At 39.9% G+C, this 18,926-nt stretch carries 17 protein-coding genes; 6 read left to right on the top strand and 11 right to left on the bottom strand.

Going from position 1 to position 18,926, the window contains the following annotated elements; translation table 11 throughout:
- Positions 1 to 3: 3 nt before the first annotated feature.
- Positions 4 to 219, bottom strand: coding sequence for a DUF2839 domain-containing protein (locus C7B62_RS14440; RefSeq protein WP_106237614.1), 216 nt, complete (start codon positions 217 to 219; stop codon positions 4 to 6).
- A 165-nt stretch (positions 220 to 384) separates the two neighbouring features.
- On the opposite strand from C7B62_RS14440, the gene C7B62_RS14435 reads away from it, so the two are divergent.
- From C7B62_RS14435 to C7B62_RS14425, 3 genes are all read left to right on the top strand, one after another.
- On the top strand, positions 385 to 1,035 hold the full coding sequence (locus tag C7B62_RS14435) for an MtnX-like HAD-IB family phosphatase (protein ID WP_106237611.1): 651 nt from the start codon (positions 385 to 387) through the stop codon (positions 1,033 to 1,035).
- A 296-nt stretch (positions 1,036 to 1,331) separates the two neighbouring features.
- The gene (locus C7B62_RS14430) at positions 1,332 to 2,978 is read left to right on the top strand and encodes a CTP synthase (protein WP_106237607.1); all 1,647 of its coding nucleotides are present in this window, start codon (positions 1,332 to 1,334) and stop codon (positions 2,976 to 2,978) included.
- Positions 2,979 to 2,986: 8 nt separating this feature from the next.
- A complete protein-coding gene (locus C7B62_RS14425) occupies positions 2,987 to 3,745 on the top strand; it encodes a DUF554 domain-containing protein (RefSeq protein ID WP_106237604.1) in 759 nt (252 codons plus the stop codon).
- Here the strand turns inward: C7B62_RS14425 and C7B62_RS14420 are convergent.
- Positions 3,742 to 4,536: a hypothetical protein gene (locus tag C7B62_RS14420; protein ID WP_106237601.1), complete on the bottom strand. Its 795-nt coding sequence runs from the start codon at positions 4,534 to 4,536 to the stop codon at positions 3,742 to 3,744. The genes C7B62_RS14425 and C7B62_RS14420 overlap by 4 nt on opposite strands.
- A 460-nt stretch (positions 4,537 to 4,996) precedes the next feature.
- Between C7B62_RS14420 and C7B62_RS14415 the strand changes: the two genes are divergently transcribed.
- The gene (locus tag C7B62_RS14415; RefSeq protein ID WP_106237597.1) at positions 4,997 to 7,732 is read left to right on the top strand and encodes a DNA polymerase III subunit alpha; all 2,736 of its coding nucleotides are present in this window, start codon (positions 4,997 to 4,999) and stop codon (positions 7,730 to 7,732) included.
- A gap of 248 nt (positions 7,733 to 7,980) precedes the next feature.
- On the opposite strand, the gene C7B62_RS14410 is transcribed toward C7B62_RS14415, so the two are convergent.
- The 5 genes from C7B62_RS14410 to C7B62_RS14390 form a co-directional block, all read right to left on the bottom strand.
- A complete protein-coding gene (locus C7B62_RS14410; protein ID WP_106237594.1) occupies positions 7,981 to 8,733 on the bottom strand; it encodes an anti-sigma factor in 753 nt (250 codons plus the stop codon).
- 1 nt (position 8,734) lies between these two features.
- Positions 8,735 to 9,334 carry a sigma-70 family RNA polymerase sigma factor gene (locus C7B62_RS14405; protein WP_106237591.1) on the bottom strand — a complete coding sequence of 200 codons (600 nt, stop codon included), beginning with the start codon at positions 9,332 to 9,334 and terminating at the stop codon, positions 8,735 to 8,737.
- 150 nt (positions 9,335 to 9,484) lie between these two features.
- Positions 9,485 to 11,041 carry an apolipoprotein N-acyltransferase gene (gene lnt, locus C7B62_RS14400; RefSeq protein ID WP_199194203.1) on the bottom strand — a complete coding sequence of 519 codons (1,557 nt, stop codon included), beginning with the start codon at positions 11,039 to 11,041 and terminating at the stop codon, positions 9,485 to 9,487.
- Positions 11,042 to 11,266: 225 nt separating this feature from the next.
- On the bottom strand, positions 11,267 to 11,695 hold the full coding sequence (locus C7B62_RS14395) for a tetratricopeptide repeat protein (protein WP_106237587.1): 429 nt from the start codon (positions 11,693 to 11,695) through the stop codon (positions 11,267 to 11,269).
- A gap of 39 nt (positions 11,696 to 11,734) precedes the next feature.
- The gene (locus C7B62_RS14390) at positions 11,735 to 13,018 is read right to left on the bottom strand and encodes a TldD/PmbA family protein (protein ID WP_106237584.1); all 1,284 of its coding nucleotides are present in this window, start codon (positions 13,016 to 13,018) and stop codon (positions 11,735 to 11,737) included.
- A 144-nt stretch (positions 13,019 to 13,162) separates the two neighbouring features.
- On the opposite strand from C7B62_RS14390, the gene C7B62_RS14385 reads away from it, so the two are divergent.
- Complete coding sequence (locus C7B62_RS14385; protein ID WP_106237580.1) at positions 13,163 to 14,683, top strand: serine/threonine-protein kinase; 1,521 nt, start codon at positions 13,163 to 13,165, stop codon at positions 14,681 to 14,683.
- A 51-nt stretch (positions 14,684 to 14,734) separates the two neighbouring features.
- Here C7B62_RS14385 and C7B62_RS14380 read toward each other — a convergent pair whose 3' ends face one another.
- Together C7B62_RS14380 and C7B62_RS14375 are read right to left on the bottom strand one after the other, a co-directional pair.
- Positions 14,735 to 16,117, bottom strand: coding sequence for a DUF3086 domain-containing protein (locus C7B62_RS14380; protein WP_106237572.1), 1,383 nt, complete (start codon positions 16,115 to 16,117; stop codon positions 14,735 to 14,737).
- Positions 16,118 to 16,172: 55 nt separating this feature from the next.
- Positions 16,173 to 16,568, bottom strand: coding sequence for a DUF3119 family protein (locus C7B62_RS14375; RefSeq protein WP_106237569.1), 396 nt, complete (start codon positions 16,566 to 16,568; stop codon positions 16,173 to 16,175).
- Between the two features lie 246 nt (positions 16,569 to 16,814).
- On the opposite strand from C7B62_RS14375, the gene C7B62_RS14370 reads away from it, so the two are divergent.
- The gene (locus C7B62_RS14370) at positions 16,815 to 17,792 is read left to right on the top strand and encodes a DMT family transporter (RefSeq protein WP_106237565.1); all 978 of its coding nucleotides are present in this window, start codon (positions 16,815 to 16,817) and stop codon (positions 17,790 to 17,792) included.
- A gap of 15 nt (positions 17,793 to 17,807) precedes the next feature.
- Here C7B62_RS14370 and C7B62_RS14365 read toward each other — a convergent pair whose 3' ends face one another.
- On the bottom strand, positions 17,808 to 18,683 hold the full coding sequence (locus C7B62_RS14365; RefSeq protein WP_106237562.1) for a YihY/virulence factor BrkB family protein: 876 nt from the start codon (positions 18,681 to 18,683) through the stop codon (positions 17,808 to 17,810).
- Between the two features lie 41 nt (positions 18,684 to 18,724).
- A partial coding sequence (locus C7B62_RS26560) for a hypothetical protein (RefSeq protein ID WP_233219969.1) occupies positions 18,725 to 18,926 on the bottom strand: 202 nt, incomplete at its 5' end.

Genomic DNA, 18,926 nt, shown 5'->3' with positions numbered 1-18,926 from the left:
TTTTTAATAAACTTCCCAGAAACCGAAGGCTGGACCGATAAACCTGACAGTAAACCAAACAGCAATCATGATGCCGATCCCAATCCAAGCTCCTTTACTAGTTATGTTAATAAATTTTTCGGCTTGAGCTTTGGTAATTGGCACCCAGGGTAATATTCGCTCAGACTTTTGACCATATTCTGCTCCCAAGGCTGATTTACGGCGTTTTGATTCTCCCATAATATATATTAGTTATTAATCGTCAATAAGTAAGTTTTGAGTAGATCATAGCGTTTTCTGGTCACAGATTCTCTTACTCATAATTCAAGCAATTTTTCTTGATTTTCTTAAGTAATTATTGAGTCAATAGTAAACTAGGCTGATCTCATCATTCTATTAATAATAATGAATTCTTCACGAGTTGTTTTCTGTGATTTCGATGGCACAATTACCACTAAAGATACTTTTGTCAGCGTCATCGAAAAATTTGCTCCCCAAGCAACAGCTCAGTTTTTACCCGCAATCTTTCAACGAAAAATCAGCCTCAAAGAAGGTTTGAACAATATTTTAGGCGCAATTTCCACCCGCGATTATCCAGCCATAATTAGGTTTATGGCGACGCAACCAGTACGTCCAGGACTCAAAGAATTTATAGAATTTCTTAATAGTCAGACAATTCCCTTTGTGGTTATTTCGGGAGGATTAACAGGCATGGTTAAGACAGTTTTAGAACATCAGCAGTTGATGGCTGGCGTTACAGCTATCTATGCAGGAGAAGTTGACATTACAGGCGATTTTTTGCAGCCTTATTGCGAAATTTCTAGCGATACGGAGTTTGTAGCTAAGGCGATCATCATGGCGCAGTATTCAGCCGAAGAAAAAATCGCGATCGGCGATTCTGTAACAGATATTAACATGTCTCTGGCTGCGGATTTGGTGTTTGCTCGCGATCGCCTTAAGCATTATTTGGATACTGAAAATAAGCCTTATGTTCAATGGCATGATTTTTTTGAGATCCGAGATTACTTGGCTGCTAGCTGGCAAGTTAATGAGTAAATCAGCTCAGGCAAAATAGTGATTAAAATAGTTATTAATGCCCCTGGTTTGGACTTGTATTTACTTGCTGTTTCCAGTAAGGTTATTAACTTGGAGACGTTAAGTTTAATCTCTAAAATTTGCGTATTACGTTGCCTGATGAGTCTGTATATCGTATGTCAGCGTTGTCTTTCTGAGCGTTGATCAAGAGCAAAATTATTCAACTAGCGTCAGTTAAGCGCCGTACTCTACCGTATCTGGCTGAGAGAAATTAGCGATGATGATCAAGCAGTAAGTATGGTGAAATATTATGAATTATGACTAAATTTGTGTTTATTACTGGCGGAGTAGTCTCAAGTATCGGTAAAGGGATTGTAGCAGCTAGTTTAGGTCGGTTGTTAAAGTCGCGCAACTATTCCGTCTCGATTTTGAAGCTCGATCCCTATATCAATGTCGATCCTGGCACCATGAGTCCCTATCAACATGGGGAAGTCTTTGTTACCGACGATGGGGCAGAAACTGACCTCGATCTAGGACATTATGAACGTTTTACGGATACTTCTATGTCCCGTCTGAATAGCGTCACGACAGGATCGATTTATCAGGCAGTAATTAACAAAGAAAGAAGAGGAGATTATGAAGGGGGGACGGTTCAGGTAATTCCCCATATTACTAACGAAATTAAGGAAAGAATTCATCGAGTGGCCAAGAATACCAACTCAGATGTAGTGCTGACAGAAATTGGCGGTACGGTAGGGGATATTGAATCTCTGCCTTTTATGGAAGCAATTCGTCAATTTCGTAAAGATGTGGGCAGAAACAATGTTGTTTATATGCACGTTACGCTGATTCCCTGGATACCCGCTGCGGGAGAAATGAAAACCAAGCCGACTCAGCATTCAGTCAAAGAACTACGCTCTATTGGGATTCAGCCCGATGTTTTAGTTTGTCGTAGCGATCGCCCTTTATTTCCTGGAATTAAAGAAAAAATTGCCGAATTTTGTGATGTAGAGGTCAATTCTGTCGTTACTTCTCTTGATGCCAGTACCATTTATGAAGTGCCTCTCATTTTAGAACAGGAAGGATTAGCCCAAAGAACCATCGAATTATTACAGCTTGAACAGCGAGAACCAGACTTAAAAGACTGGCGCAGCTTAGTGATTAAGATGAATTCCCCTCGCACTAAGATTATAGTGGCGATTGTTGGTAAATATATCCGACTTAGCGACGCTTATTTATCGGTGGTAGAAGCTTTGGGACACGGAGCGATCGAGGCAGACTGTGAGGTTAATCTGCGCTGGATCAGTGCCGAAGATATCGAAGCTGATGGCGCAGCTAAGTATTTGCATGATGTAGGTGCTGTGATTGTCCCTGGTGGCTTTGGTATTCGCGGGGTAGACGGTAAGGTAGCAGCGATTGAATATGCTCGTTCGACCAATTTGCCCTTTTTGGGTTTGTGTCTGGGAATGCAGTGTTGTGCAATTGAATGGGCGCGTAATGTAGCAAAACTAGCGGATGCTAATAGCGCCGAATTTGACTCGGAAACAGCTAATCCCGTGATTAATATTTTACCCGAACAACAAGATGTCATCGATCTAGGGGGTACTATGCGTCTAGGAATATATCCTTGTCGTTTAAAATCAGATACTCTAGCTTACTCTCTATATCAAAATGAAGTGATTTATGAGCGTCATCGTCATCGATATGAGTTTAATAATGCTTATCGCAGCCTGCTATTAGAAACCAACTACGAGATCAGCGGAACATCTCCTGATGGACGTTTGGTAGAAATAATTGAAATGCCCAGTCATCCTTTCTTTATCGCGACTCAATTTCATCCAGAGTTTCGTTCTCGTCCAAATAATCCCCACCCACTATTTTTAGGGTTAGTTCGAGCAGCTTTGAAAAGAAATAGTATTTCCACTGAAGAACATATCTCAACTCCCACTTCAGTAAGCTCATAATCAGGACTATGACTAATTTAGGTTTCTGGGATCAAACTAGTGGCACTTGGATTAACGTTTTCACGGTACTTTTAGGAACTAGTTTGGGTTTACTACTCAAAGATCGTCTTGCCGTAAAAATACAGACGATTATCACTCAAGGGATTGGTTTACTGACTCTCTGGATTGGTATCACCATGGCAAACAGTATGGGGCAAGTTCAGGCGGGAGGAATTAATGGTGCAGTATTAGGTCTATTGGCGATCGCTTTCGGTGGTGTTTTGGGGGAGTTATTAGGAATTGAAGAAAGCTTGACTGCATTGGGAAATTGGCTCAAGCGCAAATTTAAAGGTCAAGGATTATTTACCGAAGGATTTGTAGCTAGTAGTTTGTTGTTTTGTGTTGGGCCGATGACGCTAATTGGTAGTTTTGATAATGGTCTGAGGGGCGATGATACTCTATTAATTTTAAAGGCAACCATGGACGGAGTTATTTCGGTTGCCCTGGCCAATATTTATGGTGTGGGAGTTGGTTTTTCAGCCCTGATTATTTTGTTGTATCAAGGAAGTTTATCTTTAATAGTTGGTTTAGTTGGTAGTAATGTAGTTCAAGTAGCCCAAGCGGAACATAATCCTTACTTGCTAAGTATTACGGGAATTGGTGGTCTAATGATTATGGCAATTGGCTGTAATTTGTTAGAAATAGCTAAGATCAGAGTAGCTTCTTTGTTACCAGCGATCGCTTTATCTCCCTTAATTTATTGGTTAGCTAGTTCTGTCCTCAATTAATTAGAGTTAGAAAAAGTTATTTCAGGCTGAGGATGATCAGCTTGTTCTAAAACTACTAATTCTGTTTTAAGATGGGAAATTTTAGCCATGATTTCTCGCTGTCTAGGTATGTCTTTAACGTAAGCTAAGACAGTAGACCAAGCTCTGATCTGCGCTTGTTTGAGATCTATTGCATTAGTATCTTTTAAGGCTAATTCTAAATCTTGAATAGTTAAATTATTTGGTTGCTTTGTCTCGGTTAAAGACTGCCATTTTGTCGCCATTTGATAAGACTCGATCGCCGCTTGTTTATCTCCCATAAATAATAGTTCATCTAACCCTTTGGAAGTCCACAGTAAGGCAGCCTGTTCTGATTTGGGATCTACAGATTTTAATACTTCTTCCATTAAAGCGATCGTTTTTTCTGGATATCCTGCATACATCGAATTGGCGATGGAAAGATTAAGATAAGCGCTGGTAAAACGAGGATCAATATTAGTTATGGTTTCAAAGTACTCTGGGACTAGTTCATAACCGATAGTTTCTCTGGCATTCCCATTGCCAAAATATTGAATAAAGTCTAAATATGTCCAATTAGCTTTGAGATTATCAAAGTCTAGGTGAGATGTTCGTTGTTGCCAATCAACTCGTTTTACATGCTCTTGTTCTTGTGCTAGGTAATCAGCATCATTGAGTTTTTGTACTGACTTTTTGTATTCTTGACTCTGTAAAACTACGATCCCCGCTAAGACAATAAAAGGAGAAAGCATCGATAAAATTTTGCTGAGTTTTCCTAATATTGCAAAAGACATCTTAAATCAACCAATAAAAGACAATTACTATCAGTATTTTCGCTTAGGCAAATACCGAGAATACATTTATATTACCATAGTCTTTAGTGATAAGAAAAACTGCTAATTTTGAAGATTTTGCTGAAATATTTAAGTAAGGTGTTGATTATACTTAGATTGATCGCGATTAGCAATTTTCATGAGAGTAAATAGCTAGGGAAAAAGTTTATCAAAACTTGATGTACTGTTTGTCAAAATGAATAAAATTTACTTGATGGGACTTTTGAACATCTCTATTCAATCCCTTGGTTGTCAATTAATGATTGGTTAACAAGCTGGGAGTAACTCGTCAAGAGTAACGAGTTTTTTAGCTACTACCCTCCCTTCAACCAAAACCTTAAATATTCTTACTCCTCATTCCCAGAACTAGAACAAATCATCGATAATTAAAATCTGCCTACTGTTCCCTAATTACTGCTTTATGTCTTTTGTTGGCTTACATATTCATAGCGACTATAGCTTACTTGATGGCGCGTCTCAGATTCCGCAATTAGTCGATCGCTGTTTAGAATTGGACATGCCAGCGATCGCTCTTACAGATCACGGGGTCATGTATGGGGCGATCGAATTGATTAAAGTGTGTCGTCGCAAAGGGATTAAGCCCATCATTGGCAACGAGATGTATGTGATCAACGGCGACATTGAGGTCAATATTACCGAGAAGAAAAAACGCCACCGCAAGTATCATCAGGTAGTACTGGCAAAAAATACCCAAGGTTACAAAAATCTGGTCAAGCTAACCACGATTTCCCATCTCAAAGGCTATCAGGGTAGCGGCATCTTTGCTCGTCCTTGTATTAACAAAGAACTGCTCAAGCAATATCATGAAGGACTAATTATTACTAGCGCTTGCTTGGGAGGAGAAGTACCCCAGGCAATTTTACAAGGAAATTTTGCTCATGCTGAAGAGGTTGCTAAATGGTATCAAGATGTATTTGGTGAGGATTATTACTTAGAAATCCAGGATCATGGTTCGCCAGAAGATCGCATGGTGAATGTGGCAATTGTCAAAATTGCTCGTAAGTTAGGAATTAAGATCGTTGCCACCAATGATTCCCACTTTATTTCCTGTTATGACGTAGAAGCCCATGATGCCCTCTTGTGTATTTTGACCCAAAAGCGGATTACTGATGAAAAACGGCTGCGCTATAGCGGGACAGAGTATCTCAAGTCGGCAGCTGAAATGAGGTTATTATTCCGTGATCATTTAGAAGATGAAGTAATTGCCGAGGCGATCGCGACTACTGTTGAGGTAGCTGATAAAATTGAGCCTTATAATATCTTGGGTGAGCCTCGTATACCCGATTATCCAGTACCTGCGGGGCATACCGCCAATAGTTATTTAGAAGAAGTTACTCGTCAAGGTTTGCTGGAAAGACTCAAATGTCGCAATCACAATGAAGTTCCTGCTGAATATATGCAGCGAATCGAAGTTGAACTGAGGGTGATGCAGGAAAAAGGTTTTTCCACTTACTTTTTAGTCGTTTGGGACTATATTAAATACGCTAGGGATAATAATATTCCTGTAGGGCCTGGTCGAGGGAGTGCTGCGGGTTCTTTGGTGGCATATTGCCTGAAAATTACTAACATTGACCCCATACATCACGGTTTGCTGTTTGAGCGCTTCCTTAATCCAGAACGCAAATCTATGCCCGATGTAGATACGGATTTCTGCCCAGATCGCCGTGCCGATATGATTAAATACGTCACGCAAAAGTATGGTGAGGCAAACGTAGCCCAAATTATCACTTTTAACCGCATGACTTCCAAGGCGGTACTAAAAGATGTGGGGCGGGTGTTGGGGGTGGACTTTGGCGATCAAAATCGTATTGCCAAAATGATTCCTGTGGTGCGAGGTAAACCTACTAAACTCAACGTAATGATCTCCGATAAAACCCCTGAACCGGCATTCAAACAGGCTTACGAACACGAAACTATCCCCGTTTATGACGACAATAAAAAAGAAGTGGGTTCAGTCACAATTCGCAATTGGGTTGATATGGCAATTCGGATCGAAGGGACGAATAAAACCTTTGGAGTTCATGCTGCGGGAGTAGTCATTTCTTCGCAACCTTTGGATGAAATTGTCCCCCTACAGAAAAATAATGATGGGTCGGTCATTACTCAATACTATATGGAAGATGTTGAGGCAATGGGTCTGTTGAAGATGGACTTTCTGGGCTTAAAAAACCTCACCACTATTCAGCGTGCAGCAGGTTTAGTGCAGAAAACCAAAGGAATAACTTTAGATTTAGATCAAATACCTTTAGATGAAAGGAAAGCCCTAGAGATTATTGCTAAAGGCAAGCAAAAGAAATTACCCGCAGATATTCAAGAAACCCATAAGCTATTCCGCGCAGGAAATCTAGAAGGAATTTTTCAACTAGAATCCGACGGCATGAAGCAAATTACCAGAGACTTAAAACCCTCTGGCATTGAAGATCTTTCTTCTATCTCTGCGCTATATCGCCCTGGCCCATTGGATGCAGGTCTGATTCCCATCTTTATCGATCGCAAACACGGGCGAGAAAAAGTGAGTTATCAACACCCTTTACTAGAATCAATTCTCAAAGAAACCTATGGCGTAATGGTTTATCAAGAGCAAATTATGAAAATTGCTCAAGAGTTAGCAGGCTATTCTTTGGGAGAAGCGGATTTGCTCAGGCGGGCAATGGGTAAAAAGAAAGTTGATGAAATGAAAAAGCATACTGAAAAATTCATCGATGGTTCAGCTAAAAATGGTGTGTCCCAGGCGGTTGCTGAAGATTTATTTAAGCAGATGCTTAAATTTGCCGAATACTGTTTAAGTTACGATACGGAAATTCAAACCGTGGAATATGGCGCATTGCCGATTGGCAAAATAGTGAGCGAACAGATTGAATGTAATGTTTACACTATCGATCAAAACGGTTTTGTCTATACTCAACCAATAGTCCAATGGCACGATCGCGGTCAACAAGAAATATTTGCCTATACTTTAGACAACGGAGTAACTATCCACGCCACTAAAGATCATAAGTTTATGACTACTGAAGGAAAGATGCTGCCAATAGACGAGATCTTTGAATATGGGTGGGAACTCAAAGAAATTGATTTAGCTAAAGATTATTCTCAATCTTTATTCTTTGCACAAAATATTGGTTGTATTACCATGTAAGTTATAAATTACGCTAAATTGCTGGTAATTTATAGATTTTGGAGGTCGTCACCCCGTCAGAATGACTATACTAACCTGAGTTCGGGTTAAGCAGATTAATTGGTGGAGATAGCTGTAAGCTGTAAGCTCTAAGCTCCAAGCTTTTGAGATAGTTTGGATGCAACTCTACTATGAAAGAAGAACGGAAAATAGTATTTTTTAAATACCTTCAAAATAAGGATTTGAGCTAATCCCGAACTCAGGTTATACTAATCTCCCGTAGCCATAAAAATTGAACCTGTATGATTTTGTGGTGCAGAAATATCTTCCACAGTCAGAGCAATTTTCTTAATCGTTCTTGATTCAAGATGGGGTTGAGGTACAGCAACTTCTTGGGCAAAATTTCCTGCCTTGTTCACCTGAAAAACGGCGGTCAAAATCGCGCCTTTTTGATCGGTAGTATAGGGAACATCTTTGCCCACCACTGTCCATAATGCATAGACCTTATTTGGAGGTAAGGGAGGTAGGTTTTGGGCAATCAAAGTAGCTTTCAACTGATTAGGATTAACTATCAGCTTGGCTTGTGTTCTAGGGAAATCTTTGCCCTCAAGTAAATAGGTTTTTTGATCGCTCACTTTGGCTATATCTGCCGTTTGCACAGAACGCCACAGTCGATAGTTGGCAATACTTAAAAAGGCGATTGTCAATAGCGCGATCGCTCCGAATATTTTTGATAATTTGCTAGATGTAGTCGCTCTAATCTTACTTGAGGGTTTTGCTGTAGGCGCTATCTGTTGAGTATTAGCCACAGCTAAAATGCGCTCTCGTAAACTATCAGGGGGAGGCACTTGATGGGGATTATAGACCAGATCTAATGTCTGCTGCATTGCTTCAACCTGTTCAGCAAGCTGGTGATTATCAGCCAACATTTCGTTAAACAGTAAAGCTTCGGCAGGACTCAAATTGCCCAATACGTATCCCGAAACTAATAACTGTTCGCATTCTGGAGGTAGTGTTGACATGTTATGATTGCCTCCTAGAATTGCTTAGAGCCTGACGTAATTTAAGTAAACCCCGACGGGTTCTCGACTTCACTGTTCCCAGAGCCGTACTTAATCTTGTCGCAATTTCTGCCTGGCTTAATCCTTGATAGTACGCCATTCTTAATACTTCTCGTTCTTTTGTTGATAGCTGTTCTAAAGCCTCGAGAACTTCTTGCGATCGTTCTAATTGAGCAGCCTCTTCGATGGGATTTATAAACAATACTTGCTCATGTTCATTGACTGCTTGATAACGAAGTTTTTGTTGTCTTCTGGTGCTGGTTCTCAGGCGATCTAAGGCGCGCGATCGCGTTAAAATGCTTAGGTATGTGCGTAAACTTCCTCGCTGAGGATCGTAGGCGGATTGCTTAGTTAGAATCAGAAAAATATCTTGAGTTAAGTCTTCTGCTTCGGTTGTATTAGTTAATAAATGCAATGCTATCCCATAGACTAAGGCAGCATGGCGATCATACAAAATAGCTAGAGCATCGGTTTCGCCATTTTGTAGTCGCAAAAACAAGTCTGCATCAGTCTGATTGGGATTCTCATCCTCAGAACAATGACTGGGGGATTCAGAAGACATATATAACGATCGATAAATATGGCATTGCTACATAATATCTTTTTGTAGACTCCATAAATTTAGCTAATTTACAAAATTATTTGAGAAGATTGCACGATTTTGACGAATTGGCGATCGTTGAAGTTAAAAGCTAAGTATTCAAATTAAAATTTAGGTTGAATTAGAGCGAATCTGACTCCACCACATTGATAACCCACTAAATAAGATTAATGTCGGTGTTAACCAATCTCCCCAACGCACATATAGCGTTTTGTTTTGCCGACGATAAATAGTATCTGCATGAATGACATAGCGATCTATGGCGGAAATCCACAGAGTCTTGCCGTGAGGATCGACGATCGCACTATACCCTGTATTAGTTGCTCTAGCAGCCCAGCGATCGCTTTCTATCGCCCGCATGACATCATGGGCATGATGTTGGGTGGGCATAGTTTTACTATAATGAGCATTATTGGAGGCGGTAATAATAAACTCGCCCCCTGCTTGTGCCTGGCGCAGAAAATGCTGAGGAAATGCTGATTCGTAACAGATAGCAATTATGGCACGACCAAAAGGAGTATCGAAGATTTGGTTTGGTTTACCTGCTGCCAGATGAGCATTTAACGGCGATAGGCGATCGATTAATTTACCGACAACTGATTCAAAAGGAATATATTCCCCTAAAGGAACAAGTTTATACTTATCGTAGCGACTATAGGTTTGACCGTCCGCTGTTAGGGTAAAGATACTGTTGGTGTAGCTGTTGCCGTCTCTACCGTTTGCTCCCACCCATGCAGGAACTTGTTCGGCAATTACAGCCTGATAAAAACTAGAATCATTAATAATATCCTCCCAGTAAAAAGGTAATGCTCCTTCAGGAGTGAGAACAACATCAACCCCTTGTTTAGCTAATCTTTGATAGCCAGAAGTGTAGCCAGCGATCGCCCTACGCCAACCTTCAGAAAATAGCTTGATTTCATTGGGAATATTGCCTTGAATGATACCAACTTTTAATGGTGCTAAATTATCTTTACTTACAGGTATTTGATATAAATAAAAACCTAATACATGGCTAATAATTAAGATAACTAGAGGAGCGGTAATTAATAATATTTTGTGTTTAAAACTAGGATATCTACGCCAAGCTAAAATTGCCTCTGCTAGTAAACCATTGACCATAATTATTACCGCAGCAACGGTATTAACTCCTGATAGCTTGCCTAGTTGCAGGATGATTAAATTATGCGGACTTTGAGTATAGGCGATCGCTGGCCACCACAAAGGCGTATGAGTCCATAATGTCTCTAGACCACACCATAAAGCTGCGCCAATTAAAACTTTTATTAAACTATTTAAAACATTTTTGTTATTTAATTTCTGAGTAATTAAGCCGAATAAAACTGCCCAACTAACTACAACTCCTGCACCCCATAAAGTAATAAAAACCCAGCAAAAAATAGCGATCGCTAAACTAGCTAACCAAGGTACTCCCATCCAAGTCATCGGATGCACCCCAGTAATCCAAAATAAAGCTAATCCGTCATAGCCAATCCCCCAAGCCAGAGCCAGAATAGCTATTTGCTGGAGGGACTTTTGTTGTCTAATTAAGATCCATAGAGGAGTTAAAGCAAACCAGGCAAAATACCAAGCATTAAAGGGTGCGGGTGCTAAACCCATCACTATACCGCTGAGGAATGCTTGCAGAATCAACTTGGTTTTTGGCAGCATTAGACTAATTTTTATCTGTTTTTCTGAACAATTTCCAAATTAAACCAAATTAATGACTTTCTCTTGCCGATTACCCTTGGGGTACTCTAACGTCAGTTCGGGTTAAAGACACATCTTGTAAGGGCGAATGCCCTAAAGGATTAGCTTCGCGTCGCTATTCGCCCTTACGCAAAAATCATTCTTTTCATTTAGAATCTTTAAATATACGCTGAATTAAAGAGGCTTTTAAGCTAAATTTTGAATTGACCGATCGCAATCTTCGACTTCTTTACCTAATCCCACTGCTTGATATAAGTTTCTCGCATTTTCAGAAGCTGTTTTTGCTTCTGAGTTTTGTTGGAGGTTTTTCCGAGTATTTCCCAAATTAAACCAAGTGCTAGCTTCTCCTCTGCGATCGCCTATTTGTTTTTTAATCTCTAAAGACTGTTGATATTCTTCTAGGAAATTGTAAGCATTGCCTAAGTTAACCAAAGAAGTACTTATACCATCGCGATCGCCTATTTCTCGTGCAATCTCTAATGACTTTTGAAAGTAAGAGATCGCTTGTTGATATGCTCCTAGAAATTCGTAAGCATTACCTAGTTGAGCATAAAGGAGCAGAGCAATTTTTATTTTAAGCTGCGGCGGCTTTTGAGTGTGAATCTTTATACTCAAAACGCGCCGCTAATTTTGTACGACCATACCATGAGTCCATTAGCCGACTACCGAAATACCCTCAACAATTAGAGAAGGAGTGAAACAAGAGCCATTCCAGATTGAGTCATTGCCCAAAGCGACAATTTGTTTGAGGATTTGATAAACGTTACCTGCGATCGCCGTATCTTTAACTCGTCCTGTAATCTTGCCATTAACTACCCGATAGCCAAGATCGACGTTCACGGAAAAATCGCCACTGATATCTGCACCTCCTCCTAATATTTGATCGACAATGATTCCGTTATCTAGTTTGGTGATTAACTCGTCTAAAGAATCTTTACCCGATGCGACGACTAAATTAACTAAAGATGGGCTTGGATAACTATCCAAAGCGGGACGAAAGCCATTGCCTGTCGGTTTGAGGTTTAAGTCTCTAGCGATCGCGCGATCGCCATAGAATTGATTTAAGACTCCCTTGGTAATTAAATCTAGCTTCTGGGTTGCCATACCTTCATCATCAAAAGGACAGTCATAAGGTTGTAATTCTGGCTGTTGAGATAAGCTAATTTGTTCCGAGATAACCAACTCTTGCTTTAGATTACTCCAGGGAGAAGACTTTTCCTTAACTCTTTTGGCATTTAAAGCTGAGGAAACAGTTTCCCAAAGTAAAGTTGCCGAATTAGTCGTGAGGATTACGGGAATATTTCCCTGAGGAGGATTAACATTATATTTTGCCCAATCCAAACGCTGAATAATTCCCTCAATTACGGGATCGAGGTTTAATTTCTCTTTGCTATACTCTCCGTCAAAAATACCGAGAAAATCTTCTCCCCGAATTAATTCTGCACCAAGGGAATAACTTAAACCTGACTCGTAATAATGACAAGATAGCCCTTGAGAATTGAGCAAAGTAATACTTTCTTGTTCAAATTCTAATTCTGCCGAACAGATTAATTCAGGACATTCTTCCCGTAATCGAGTAATTGCGCGATCGCCATAGGCAATTAAATCTTGAACCGATGCACCCACTCCAGTTAAATCGTAAGTTACTTGACGGGGTGGTGCTAACTCAATAATTTCTGGTGCGTTAAGTTGAGATAAGGCGATCGCTTTATCAATTAATAATTCAGGTTCAATTTTGCCATAGGCTACAGCTAAACCAGGGCGATAATCTTGCCACAGTCTTAAGGCTGTCCCCATCGATTGAGAGCTTTCTAATTGCTTAAGCCGATTTCCTTCAAAAAAAACTGGCTGAGACTGAGACGATACCTGATAAACTTCCGCGTGGCTAATTCCCCGACGAGATGCCAAGTCAAGCAATAATTCTAATTCTTCATTCATTTAATTTAATTAATTTAATCGGCAACTTTTAGCCCAATTTAGCAGCAAGATTTACAAAATTTAGTTTAATTACTCATTTGAAACCAATTTTAGTCGTTCAGCGTACTTACTAAGTAGAAATACTATGGCGATATCCCCTTTGATATGACCAACCTTACTTTAAGTTTGCCAGATAAATTAATTGACAACCGCTATTATCTCTATAAATCACTGACAAGAAGCAATCATAACCAGGTTTTTTTAGCTAGGGACTTTGTAGAGCATCGTAAATGTATAGTTAAACGGCTCAATCTTAATTTTGGTTCACACAGAGTTAAGCAAACTAGAGCAATTATGTTTGAGCAGGAAGCAAAAATACTCCAGCAGTTAAGTGGCAAACACGATCAAATCCCTCAATTTTATAATTATTTTCAAGATGGTAGCTCTTTATATTTAGTTCAAGAATGGATTCCTGGCATTACTCTAGAACAAAAGCTACGCCAACAACAAAAGCTATCTGAATCAGAAACCAAAAGTATTCTACTGCACTTATTATCCATATTAGAGTGTATTCACAGCCAGGGAATTGTTCATCGCGATCTCAAACCCAGTAACATTGTGTTGCGTCATGATAATTTACCTGTGTTGATTGACTTTGGCGTGGCCCAACAAATTAGCGATCGCGGTTACGCAGCAAGTCCGCAGGGCGTAGCCTACAACCATTTGAGTGCAACGCACAGCAAGTCTTTTAGGGCAAGTCCACCAGATAATCGCCCACACCTAAAAGTTATCGCTGGGACTCCTGGATATATGTCTTATGAGCAAGCAATGGGACAAGCGACCTACAACAATGATCTCTATAGTTTAGCTTTAACTGCAATTCATTTACTCACGGGGCGATCGCCTTTAAATGTTGATTTTAACTTTCCAGAAATTTTTATTCACCATCATCTAATGGAGGTGCTGAGTCGGGCAATTTCACCTCAACCAGAGCGACGATTTACTTCGGCGGCACAAATGCGCTCGGCTTTACTATCTGCTTCGGCAACTCAATTATCCAAGCGAAATAGGCAAAAATCTGCCCTGAAAACTGGGGCATTGTTTTTATTAGGGATACTGGTTGCCAGTGCCTTGGGTTGGCAGAAGCCTACTGCTAAATTAGATGAAAGACCACCTCTGAACTTAATCGAGCTGTTTCCTGAAAAGTCGCTTTTACCAGCCAAAGATGAGCTGAGGTTGACTAAAGATTTGACTAAAGATGATGGGATCGAGCGTACTTTTCAAAATGTAATTTTTACCGTTGGCACTTCAAACCAAAAAATTCTTCAGGCTTTGGGTGAACCAGTCTCGCGTCAACCTGGTTTTTGGAACAACAGCGTTGCTTGGTCTTATAAAAATGTTGTTGCTCAGGGAATCGATCTAGGATATCTCTTGGATGCTCAAACTTACAAATTACGTCAAGCAGAAATAGCTGTTCCTCCCTCAACTAGTTTGAAAACATTACAAGCTGCTTTAATTTCTCTTTCAGCGACTCCAATCAAGCCCGATCTAGAAAGAGGATTAGAGGCAGTGTATCAACGTCGCCAAACAGTTTACAACTTCGCTGTCGGAGATTTGCAGGGTATTATTCAACGCAACCAGCAAGACCGTATTTATATGGCTGTTTGGTCGGCAGATTTTCATTAATTTAAAGTAAATTCAAAGTAAATTCAAACTATTAGAATGAATCCCATTGCTTTAATACAAATAATTAGCTGACCTTGGTTTATTGCTAGAGGCAAAGGCTAGCCAGATGGGAAACTTGAGTACAGATAAGTTTAACTGTGCTTCAGTCTCATCGATGATAATGATTGGTAATAATTTATCGGCAAGTAGACGTTCGGCACGCTGTACTAAGATCTCAGGAGAATCAAACATGACCACACCTCGATTTGCGCCAAAATCTCGACGGGATATGCCCAGACAATCCTCTAGTCCTTTGCGCCATTCTCCTAAGTTTTCTGGGGTATCCGTTAAGATTAGAACCTGAGTGCGATCGCGATATAAATCGTGCAGAATAGAAATTATGGCTGACGCAACCAAAATATTTTGCAGACGACTACCAGTGCTATCTATTGCACCCCTACCTCCTTGAGAGAAAAACCACTCTTGAACTTTTTTTGCCTGGTTTTGATCAAAGGTACGGCGTAACTGCCAGGGAGAACCATAATAGTCGGGACTGTTGCAGTATTTGTCTAATAGCTGCCGAATACGTCTACTTTGATCGGCAAAAGTAGGTTCAGAAAATTGTGCCTGAGCGGTGGGTTCAGCATTGCTGCGGATTCTGTCTCGGTTTCTATTTCTATTTCTATTTTCATCTTCTCTGCGAGGCTGTTCTGAGTTTCTGATTTTTCTTGTCGGTGCAGCATCTGTCCTGCCTAATTCTAGTTTTTCAGCAGCAGTGGCTAAATCTTGGAGACTACCAACTAGATATTCTTTAAAGCCTTGAACTCTAATTGCTAATTCTTTAGATGAACCTGCAAAGTTACTGCGCATTTCTTGATTGAGTCTTTGCTGACGACGTTCTAATTTTTCAATTTCAATTCTTAAGGCTGTTTTCCGCTCCTTTAATTCTCTAGTCCCTTCTTCGATCATCCGTCCCAGGTTTTCTTGCGCTTCTCGAATTTGATGTAACAGTAGTTGTTCCTTGTGTGCTTTAAGTTCGGCAATTTCTCGCTGTAGCTCGGCTTTTTGCTGTTCTAACTGACGAATATCACTCAATTCAGCAATGTCCAAATTGTCTTGAACTGCTTCAGACTCGTCTAGCCAGCTATCGACAAATAATTCTGTTTCTTTGACTGGTTCATCTGAAGATTGGCTTAATTGATCGTCATTACTAAGAGCATTATCTTCTGAAGTTGCCTCAACCGACTCAGAAGTTGTTGTATCAGCTAAATCAAGTTCTTGGAGGTTAATTGAATCTGCTGCTGGCTCAAGGGAAACTTCTGTTATCTGCTCTTCGACGGCATCTGAGGTTACTTCTGGCTGTTCATCTGCTGAGGTGTTTGATGATTTAGCAGGTTCAAAGATAATAGTTTCAGAATTTTCAGATTCAGGAATAGAGGGGATGTCAGAGTTCATAAGCTTACTAAGCTGATTAGAATAATTTATTTAAAGAGATTATACTGATTTAGATTTAGTTTTCATGACGGGGATAGTATCTGTGTAGACAATCCTGGAGAGTTTTGGAATTAAAAATAATTGGCAGAAAATGAATACTGTTAACTTCTTTGAAATAAAACAAAATAGGAACTGGCGACCAAAATATTTCCCAGTTTAACCATTCACTATAAGGAAAACTACGAATTATTTTTCCTGTTCGCAAGACATTGAGAGCCTGATCGGTAAACTGAAGTCTAATTAAAAATGTTTGAATAGTCAAAAACAAACCTAAAATGGCGATCGCACCAGCCAACCACAATGAGAGCCAAGAAAACCCCACCGCTCCTAAAATTAGAAACACAGGAATTTTAAAATCTGGAGTAAGTTCAATAATTTCGGCTGAGCTTTCTGTTGCTATATTAGTGGTCATGGGCTGATTTTAATGATGTCGATCGGTTTGCTAGCGACTCTTTCCAATAAGCACGATCGCGCTTATCTAAGAGATTAATCCTATTTTACAACGAGCCTTATTCTAACTCAGTTAGCTTGCCTCGTATTGAGGCGTTGCAGAATTCAAAATAGATGAGCGACGAGATAGATTAGCATTCATACTCACAAATGTTATGGTTAAAATTAAATTAAGCAATTATCAATATTTAATTAACGCTTCCTCGATTTGAATAAAACTAGTTTATTAACTTCTTCTGAAAAAACCCAGGAGGCAGATGAAAATTTATCTCAAAACAATCTAATTACAACTGGTTTCAGTTTTGTGATCTTGGCGATCGCTGTTGTCGCTCTAGCTTTTTCTCCCATCTTGACTAAACTTGGCGAGTTAGAACTTAATCCAACCACAATAATTTTTAATCGCCTCTGGATTTCCAGCATAATTGTGAGCTGTTGGCAGCTAATCAGCACTTTTCAAGCCGAGGAAACTAGCTTAACTAAATCCAAATTTAACTATCAAGAGCAAGGATTACTTTTTTTAGCTAGCTTGAGCGCCACTGCATCTGCCTTATTGTGGGCAATATCTTTTACTCAAACTAGTATTGCCAGTTCAACAGTCCTACGCAGTCTAACACCCTTATTTATCAGTTTAGGGGCTTGGCTAATCTTAAAACAACAGTTTAAAAGCCAATTTATCATCGGCATGATTCTAGCAATAATCGGCGCAATGGTGATAGGTTGGGACGATCTGCAAGTAGGTAACGATTATCTAGTTGGCGATGGTATTGCGCTTCTTTCTGCTGCCTTACATGGCGTAAACATTTTGACCGTTGGTTATTTACGCGAGCAAAGTTGTACAACAGAGCGGGTATTGCTCTGGCGATGTGCTAGTGGTTCGCTGATCATCTTGCCTGTATTGTTGTTAACCAATGCTCAACTGTTCCCAATTTCTCTTCAGGGTTGGTTAACAGTAATTGCTTTGGCGGTAGTTTGTCAGACTTTTGGGCAAGGTTTGCTAGTGTTTAGTCTCAAGCAATTCTCTGCTAGTTTTGTCGGCATTTTTGCTTTGTTGAAACCTTTGGTCACTGCTTTATTAGCCTGGGTTATATTTGCCGAAGGTATTAATATTTTTAATGCGATCGCCTTAGTTTTAATTTTATTTGGTATTTATCTGGCGCAGTCTAGCAATTCTTCAACTCCAACATAAACATAAATTGATCGATCATTCGTTTACCTGAGAATGTTTTGATGGTCTGATTTTTGACCCATATATGCGCGAATATACCTGAGTAAATTCAGCCCCAAACAAAATAATCTGCGCTGAATAATAAATCCAAGCCAGTAAGACAATTAGAGAACCAGCAGCACCATAGGCTGAACCCAAACTACCTTTACTTAGGTATACACCCAGTAAAAACTTCCCAAACAGAAATAGTATGGCTGTCATTACAGAACCGACAAAAACGTCTTTCCAAACAATTTTGGCATCGGGAACATATTTGAACATTAAGCCAAAAATAAAAGTCATCAAGCCCAAAGAAACAATCAAGTCTAAATTTTCCCAGAGAATTGTTGAACCTGGCAGATAGTCTACCTGATATTTACTTAACGTAGAGACTACTGCGCTCAAAATAAGCGATAAAATCAATAAAAACCCGATCGCCAACACCATCAGAAAAGAGGAAATTCGTTTACGAACAAATATTTTCATCCCTTGTCCTGGCTGTGGCTTTACTTTCCACACTGTATTGAGAGCATCCTGTAGTTGGGCAAAAAAACCTGAAGCACCAAGCAACAGCACGCCAATACTAATCAAAGAGGCAACTCCTTTGATTTCAGGTTGGTTAATATTATTTAGCGCCATCAAAACAGGTTGAACTCCGTCTTTTCCCACCAAATCAGTAAGCTGCTGGGTAATTTGTGTTTGAGCGGTTTGCTGTCCAAAAAATGTCCCAGCAATAGCGATCGCAATTACTAATAAAGGTGAAATAGAAAAAACCGCGTAATAGGCTAGAGCTGCTGCAATACGAGATGCGTTATCTTCTTGCCACTCCTTAAAGGTTTCTCGGAATAATCTAGCAATTTTGCGTAAATTCATTTACCTAGGAAATTTTTGTAGGGGAGTTGTTTGATAGTTATTCAATGAGTCTCCTGGCGAGAATTGTGATGAACTACTCGCTCAACAAAGCAAAAGGACAAAACACACCGCCCATGGCCAGATTTTTTCGCCATGTGGGCGGTGGCAGAAAAAATTGATTTTTTATTCATCTGACTCCTCCCGTGGAGACCCCCGCTAAAACCGAGGCGGGTGTATTGAGCGCAGCGAATACCGCCTCGGTTT

Origin of the sequence: Pleurocapsa sp. CCALA 161 (assembly GCF_003003995.1) — a bacterium.
Classification (GTDB): Bacteria; Cyanobacteriota; Cyanobacteriia; order Cyanobacteriales; family Xenococcaceae; genus Waterburya.
The sequence above is the reverse complement of the archived record's forward strand: the minus strand, read 5'-3'. Positions and strand labels throughout refer to the sequence as shown.